Raw genomic sequence first — 7,269 nt, forward strand, 5'->3', positions numbered from 1 at the left:
GTTTGATTGTATTCACTGCCGCAAAGCTACAACCAAACCTCAAAGTGTAAAAGGTGCATTTGTTCGAATGCTTACTATATTTTTAAATCTTAAATTAAAGTATTATGAAGTTACGCGCAAATGTACGTCCACAATGGCAATGGGCAAAATTAAAGCAATTGCTTGCCATTGTGCTGATGTTTTGGGGTACAATCTCCATGTACGGACAAAGTAAAATGATTTCCGGTATCGTTCAGTCAGAATCGGACGGTGAACCACTTGTAGGAGCCACCGTTATAGTAAAAGAGACCAAAGCCGGTGGTACCACCGACCTCAACGGACGTTATTCCGTCCAAGCAGGACAAGGGCAGACTTTGATTGTTTCCTACATCGGCTACCGTTCCAAAGAAATAAAGGTCGGAAAAAACAGCCGTATAGACGTGCAATTACAAGAGGACAACGAAATGTTGGACGAAGTAGTAGTTGTAGGTTACGGTACGATGAAACGCAGTGACTTGACCGGTTCCGTGGTCAGCGTGACGGGTGACGAACTGAAAAAATCCGTAGTCACCTCGCTCGACCAAGCTTTGCAAGGACGCGCCGCCGGTGTACAAGTAACGCAGAACTCCGGTACTCCGGGTGGCGGTATCTCCGTCAGTATCCGTGGCATCAACTCCCTGAACGGCAACGAACCGCTCTACGTCATCGACGGTGTAGCCATATCGGGTAACAATAACGGTAACAGTAGTGTACTCAGTTCCATCAACCCATCGGACATCGTATCTATGGAGGTTTTGAAGGACGCTTCTGCCACTGCCATCTACGGTAGCCGCGCCTCCAATGGTGTGGTACTTATCACTACCCGTCAGGGCGAAACGGGCAAGACCAAAGTTTCCTACGAAGGTTACTATGCCCTCCAGCAACTTCCCAAGAAGTTGAAAACATTGTCGCTTCCCGAATATGCCGTTTATCAGAACCTCCGCGCTGCCACAATCGGTTTCGGTGAACGCGAGGAGTTTAAAGATCCCACACTCCTTGGTGAAGGAACCAATTGGCAGGACGAAATCTTCCGCACAGCACCGATGCACAACCATCAAATAAACATTTCCGGCGGTTCGCAAAACATGAAATACTCCTTATCGGGCGGTTACCTGCAACAAGACGGTATCGTGTTCGGTTCCGATTTCGAACGTTTCTCTTTCCGTGTCAACATGGACAACGATATTAACAAATGGCTCACTACCGGCTTGCGTGCTTCAGTGGCACGTACCAAACAAACCAACAGCGTAGACGGTTCGGGTGCCATCTATAATGCCCTGAACCAGCTTCCCGAGGTACCCGCCCGCAATCCGGACGGAAGTTTCGGTATGCAGACGGAGAATATGTATGGAACTTACTTCTCCAATCCCCTCTCCGACCTTATCCAAAACGAAAACTACAGCCGCAGTACACAGGTTTACGTCAATGCTTTTGCTGACATCAAATTATGGAAAGGATTGGTGTTCCGCACAGAGTATGCAGCCAACTACAACTACAACACCGGTTATCGGTTCACTCCTTCCTACGACTATGAATTCTTCAAACAACAATCTTCGGCAAGCCGCTCGGCAGGTAACGGAAGTAACTGGACTTTGAAGACCTACCTTACTTACAATGGTACTTTCGGCAAGCACAACGTTTCGGTCATGGCCGGTCACGAAGCGCAAGAAAACAACTGGGAATCTTTGGACGGAAGCCGTACCAACTTCCTCTTCAACTCGGTTCACGAATTGAATGCCGGAGACGCCACTACCGCCAAAGCCAACAGCTCACGCGGTTCATCCGCCATCGAGTCTTACTTCGGCCGTCTGAACTATAACTTTGCCGACCGCTACTTGCTGACCGCCACCCTCCGTGCCGATGGTTCTTCATCCTTTGCCAAGGAAAGCCGCTGGGGTTGGTTTCCCTCTGTAGCATTGGCATGGAAAGTCAACAACGAAGCCTTCCTTAAAGACGTGGAAGCCATCAACTCCCTAAAACTTCGCTTAGGGTGGGGTGTGGTAGGTAACCAATGGGCAGGCTCTTATGCCTACGGTGTAACCATGGCTTCGGCAGCTTCCATCTGGGGAACCGGATTCTATGCCGGAAACTACCCCAACCGTAGCTTGAAATGGGAAGAAACCAACTCCTATAACATCGGCCTAGACCTCGCCCTCTTCGACAACCGCGTGGAATTGATTGCCGACGCTTATTACAAGAAGACCGACAACCTCTTGATGCAAGCCTCATTGCCCACCTATGTAAGTGGACTCATCGGTGCACCGTGGGTCAACGCCGGTGCCATGACCAACAAGGGTGTGGAATTTACACTGAATACACGCAACATCCTGACCCACGACTTTACCTGGACTTCCGGACTCACCTTCTCCATCAACCGCAACGAAGTAACAAAACTCTACTCCGAGTCATCGGCAATCTCGGGCATCAACGGAAATGAAACGCTGACCTACACTATGGTGGGCGAACCGGTCGGGCAGTTCTACGGTTATAAAGTCATCGGTATGTTCAAAGAAGAGAGCGACTTCTACAAGAAAGATGCTGACGGCAACTTCCAGCTCGACGAAGCGGGCAATCGCATACGTATAGCAATTCCCAAGGGTCAACAAATAAGCAAAAATGGTATCTGGGTAGGTGACTACATTTACGAAGACCTTCACGAAGATGGTGTAATCGATGAAAAAGACCGTACATTCTTGGGTAATCCAGCTCCTAAGTTCACCTTCGGATTCAACAACTATTTCGCATATAAAGGATTCGACCTCAACATCTTCCTTAACGGTTCGGTAGGCAATAAAGCCGTCAACCTAATCCGCCGCACGTTTACCGACCCCATGCGAAACAGCAACTTGCTGAAAGAAGCCACCGACATTGCTTTGATTGGAATGCACGACCCCGAAGTGGGCGATGAAGAGCTCTCCAACGTCTATATCGTCAATGCCGACCGAGCCAAAGTACAGCGTGTCACCACCAGTAGCGCCAATGACAACAACCGTATCTCCAGCCGTTTTATCGAAGATGCCTCTTATCTCCGTATAAAGAACATCTCATTGGGTTATACATTCCCCCGAAAGTGGCTGCGCCATTTACAAATAGACAATATACGGCTCTACGTCAATATTCAGAACCTTTGCACCATCAGTGGCTACAAAGGATACGACCCTGAAATAGGCGCATTGAATTACAATGTCCTCTTGCGGGGTGTGGACGATGCCCGTTACCCCTCTCAGCGTATCTATACGTTCGGACTTAATTTTAATTTTTAATGAGTTTGGCAAATATCACTAAAAAAGACAAATAACATGAAATACAGATTTCTCACCCTTATATCGTCGCTCCTCCTGCTCACAGCGTGCAGCGACTCTTTTCTGGAACGTGCTCCCGAAGGCAACTACGTGGATGTAACCTTCTACACTTCCGATAAAGCTTTACAAGCGGCTACAGCCCCGCTCTACAATCGTGCCTGGTTCGACCTCAACCAGCGTTCCATCGTGCCGCTGGGCAGTAACCGGGCTAACGACAACTTCAGCCGCTGGGGTTCCCCAGAATTTACCAACTTCAAGGTAACGGCATTGAACGACAATCTTGCCGCTGCCTGGAAAGGATTCTATTCGGTCATCACCATGGCAAACGCCGCCATCAGTGACGTGAAGACCAAATGCAGCAGCAACGTAAGCGAACAGGCTAAACTGACCGCCATTGCCGAAGCGCGCCTGATGCGTGCCTGTGCCTACTTCTACATGGTGCGTCTTTGGGGACCAGTCATTATCATTGAAGATAACGACAAAGTGGTAGCCAACCCCATCCAACCCCTCCATCGCGAAGAGGATGTGTTTGAATTGGTGATTCGCGACCTGACCTTCGCAGCTGAGAACCTCCCCGAAGTGCCGATGGCCAAAGGCCGCGTCAGCAGTTGGGGAGCCAAAGGAATGTTGGCCAAAGCCTACCTTGCCCGTTCTGGATGGAAAGGAGGTACACGAGACAATACAGACCTGGAACTGGCAAAAAAGATAGCAGCCGACGTGATAGAGAACAGCGGAATCGCCCTTTACGACCGCTACGAAGACCTCTTCAAATACAAACATAACAACAATCCGGAATCACTCATCGCCATGCAATGGGTACCGTTAGGTGATTGGGGAGTATGCAACACCCTGCTTGCCGACCTTGCGGGTAACAGCACGATGACTGGTGGCATTAACGTCTGGAGTAGTTACCAAGCCAGCATTGATATGCTTCAGCAATATGAAGTAGGCGATACCATACGCCGCAACGCAACGTTCTGCACTCCGGGAACATATTATCCCTATATTTGTATTGCCAATGGTGGATACACCTACGACGGCAACACCTCCAGCATCAAGAAAGGCGTGCCCGGCGGTCCCGATGATGACAACGATGGCTATATCCAGTCAATGAATTCTCCGCTTAACACCTACATCTTGCGTTTGGCCGATGTTTATCTCACCTATGCCGAAGCTTGTCTCGGCAACAATGAAGAATTGACCGGCGGCCCCGGTCTGGAAGCATTGAATCTTGTCCGCGACCGTGCCTGTATTCCACGTAAGAAAAGCATCACCTTTGAAGACATTATCCGTGAACGTCGCGTCGAATTTTCTATGGAGTATTGCAACTGGTATGACATGGTGTCGTGGTATCATTGGAGACCCGACTACATGCTCAATTATTTCCAGAACCAGCACCGAGGTTATACAGTTGACAACATTGTGAAAGATGAGGACGGCTATCTGCACTTCGGTAAATACGACGGTGATGTCTTCCTCGAAGGTGTGGAAAATTGGCAGGAACCGGGCGAAAATGTCGAAATTACCCACAACAACATCATGATGCCCTATCCGGAAAGCGACATCATCCAGAACCCGCTGCTGAATGAAGAACCGGTAGCCTATGAGTTCAGTGAATAAGTCAAACGATACATTCATTATCTAATTTTACTATTATAACATGAAACATATCCATTTTCCCTTAATATTGCTGACCATTATGCTGGCATGCAATCTCTTCACCGCTTGTAACGACGATGAAGGCGGCGGTATCCCCGTCATCCACCACATTCGCCTGACAGACCCCGAGAAAGCCGACAGTACCTTTACTGACGTAAATCCAGGTACCATGATTGTGGCTATCGGTGAAAACTTGAACGGTGTGAAAAAAGTATTCATCAATCAACAAGAAGTTTCATTCAACAGTAACTACAGCACATCTACCAATCTCATCCTCACCATTCCCGCAGATTTACCGCTGGTTGGCGCCAATCCCGATTTGAAGGATGAACTACGTATAGAAACTACGCACGGCACAGCCATCTACTCGATGCACGTGCTCTCGCCTGCACCCTATATTACCCGCATCGCCACTACTTTCCCCGTAGAGGTAGGAACACCATTACGCGTAATAGGAGGCAATTTCTACGAAATCCAGCGTATCTACTTCACCACAGCCGAAGGTGACATTACCGATGCTCCCGTATCAACAGAAATAACAGAATTTACAGTAAACAAAGATTTCAGTGAAATTTCCTTCAAGGCACCGGCAGGACTGATTGATGAAGGAAGTCTGGTAGTAGAATGCTATACGGCAGCGGCATTCACTCCCTTCCGCCGTACAGCTCTTCCACCGAGCATCAACAAGGTAAGTTCCATGATGCCTATCACGGGTACTACTGTTACCGTACTGGGACAGAATTTCATGGACATCGCCTCCATCACAATGGGCAACCGCTCCGTAGACCTCTCTACTGTTACTATAAGCGAAGCCAACGATGTGCTTACCTTCACCATGCCGCGCCCACCACAAGGCACTTGCTCACTCGCCATCACCACAATGGGCGGCACTGCCGAAGTTCCGGGCTTCTATCCTCTGGAGAATATCGTGCTCAACTACGATGACATCGGTTCCTTCTCATGGGGCGGATTTGCCACAGCCATCACAGCCGACGGTTCGGTACCCCCCTACTTCTCCGACGGGCAATGCTATCAGCTGGCCGGTGAACTTTCTGCATGGAACTGGTGGTGGGGACAATTGCAGAACACCGCTGTATGGAATATTGATGCCGCCTTCTTGCCTGCCGCTACACCGACTTCCGAACTAGCTTTACAGTTCGAGTGTTTTGTAGCGCAAGAATATGGCGAAGGTCCTGTCTTCCGTATCTACCTCAAAGGAAACGAGGCACACAACTACACGGACTATCGTCCTATGAGCGATTTCACTGGAAAGACCGAAGTAGGCCAGTGGATGCAATGCAGCATTCCGCTCTCTGCACTCGTGGATGAAGCTACCTGGGGCAAATTCCAAAGCCGGAGTGGCGAAGAGCTGGCACTCCAGATGACCAACCCCAGCGGTAATGGTCCATACAACATCGAAATGTATTTTGATAATTTCCGAATTGTCAAGATACAATAATTCAATAAATTGAATTCAGACACAGAATTAACATAAAGTGACACCGCTCTTTTAAACTTTTAGACGCTGATTCAGCTGAATCAGCGTCTAAAAAATGAATACACCGCAATTATTAAAGAGAAAATCAATGAATATCATGGTACAAATCTTCAAGGAAACCCTATTGACCAGCCTGATTCTATTTCTGATGACGGCTTGCTCTGACGATAAAAAAGAACTGAAAATCATCGTAGAGCCTACTTCCTTCCATTTTGAACAAACGGGTGGTAGCAAGAAATTCGGTATCACCCCCAATGAACCAGCCACTTTCCAAAGTTCGGAAGCATGGTGCAAAGTAACCTCGGAAAGCAGCACTCCCGTACAGGCAATCTATAACATAACCGTAGAACCCAACACTACGCCCGACGTGCGCAACGCCATCATCACCGTCAGCGTAAAGGAGCATGTACAAGAAATCAACGTGGAGCAGGCGGCCTATATCCAAAGCGATGAACCGGAAAAATACACTGTACGCGAGAATCTCACAACCCACCAACTGATTAACGAAATGGGACTGGGCATCAACCTAGGCAACACGCTGGATGCCGTGGGCGACTGGATAGACCCAAGCAACATTCTCAATTACGAACAAGCATGGGGAAGCCCTATTATCACACAAGAAATCATTGAAGGATATGCCAAAGCGGGCTACTCATCTCTGCGCATACCGGTCAGCTGGGGCAATCTGCTGTCCGACGACTTCAAAGTGCATCCTGACCTGATGGACCGCGTAGAGAAAATCCTAAACTGGACCCTCGACTGTGGCATGGTGGCTATCATCAATAGCCACCA

General features: G+C 48.7%; 4 protein-coding genes. All 4 read left to right on the forward strand.

What is annotated here, in order from left to right; all coding sequences use genetic code 11:
• The first annotated feature begins 104 nt into the window (after positions 1-104).
• Positions 105-3,281 (forward strand): SusC/RagA family TonB-linked outer membrane protein, encoded by a 3,177-nt coding sequence (locus tag ABUA47_RS21725; protein WP_035447031.1) that lies wholly within the window; start codon positions 105-107, stop codon positions 3,279-3,281.
• Positions 3,282-3,317: 36 nt separating this feature from the next.
• Positions 3,318-4,940, forward strand: coding sequence for a RagB/SusD family nutrient uptake outer membrane protein (locus tag ABUA47_RS21730; protein WP_035447034.1), 1,623 nt, complete (start codon positions 3,318-3,320; stop codon positions 4,938-4,940).
• A 40-nt stretch (positions 4,941-4,980) separates the two neighbouring features.
• Positions 4,981-6,438 (forward strand): glycan-binding surface protein, encoded by a 1,458-nt coding sequence (locus tag ABUA47_RS21735; RefSeq protein ID WP_035447037.1) that lies wholly within the window; start codon positions 4,981-4,983, stop codon positions 6,436-6,438.
• 127 nt (positions 6,439-6,565) lie between these two features.
• The coding region (locus ABUA47_RS21740) for a cellulase family glycosylhydrolase (protein ID WP_349832035.1) at positions 6,566-7,269 on the forward strand (704 nt) is incomplete at its 3' end.

This window comes from Bacteroides sp. RTP31139st1_H2_RTP31139_211217, assembly GCF_040227615.1.
Lineage (GTDB): Bacteria > Bacteroidota > Bacteroidia > Bacteroidales > Bacteroidaceae > Bacteroides > Bacteroides uniformis.